Genomic DNA, 444 nt, shown 5'->3' with positions numbered 1-444 from the left:
GTTGTTGATGTTCCAAGATTAGTTTCCTCTGCCCCAGACCGTGGTCAATAAACTGCTTGTAGTCCTCTGTAGTACCGTTCTTATTGAACCACTCAAGAGTGATTTGAGTTTCAGCCATCGATCGCAAGATCATTCCACAGATGTCCATAGACCACGTTTGAGGAGATATTGCGACAGTACAGGCCAGGTTCACTTGCCGCATTAAGAGTCCATCCAAGACCTCAGTCTTCCCCGTGAATTCAGGATCATGAGGTGCTTTGTACCAAAGTTCAGCAAGAGTCTGTTTCAGCTCACGCTCAAAATCGAAACCCATTGCCGCAATGGTTTCAAAGAATTCCGAATCCGATTCCTCAACTGAATCGTATTCACCTGAATCTTCATCTTCCAGTTCAAACGGGAAGATGCATTCACTAACTTCAAATCCTCTTTCCCAGAGCGCTGTTG

1 protein-coding gene is annotated in these 444 nt (G+C 45.3%); it reads right to left on the bottom strand.

The window, feature by feature from the left end; translation table 11 throughout:
- Positions 1–444 (bottom strand): DUF5677 domain-containing protein (locus DEQ92_RS23670; protein WP_199522995.1); only part of this gene is annotated, 444 nt, incomplete at both ends.

Origin of the sequence: Haloferax sp. Atlit-6N, from assembly GCF_003383195.1 — an archaeon.
In the GTDB taxonomy this organism is placed as follows: domain Archaea; phylum Halobacteriota; class Halobacteria; order Halobacteriales; family Haloferacaceae; genus Haloferax; species Haloferax gibbonsii.
Note: the sequence above shows the minus strand (reverse complement) of the source record. Positions and strands in the feature narration are given on the sequence as shown.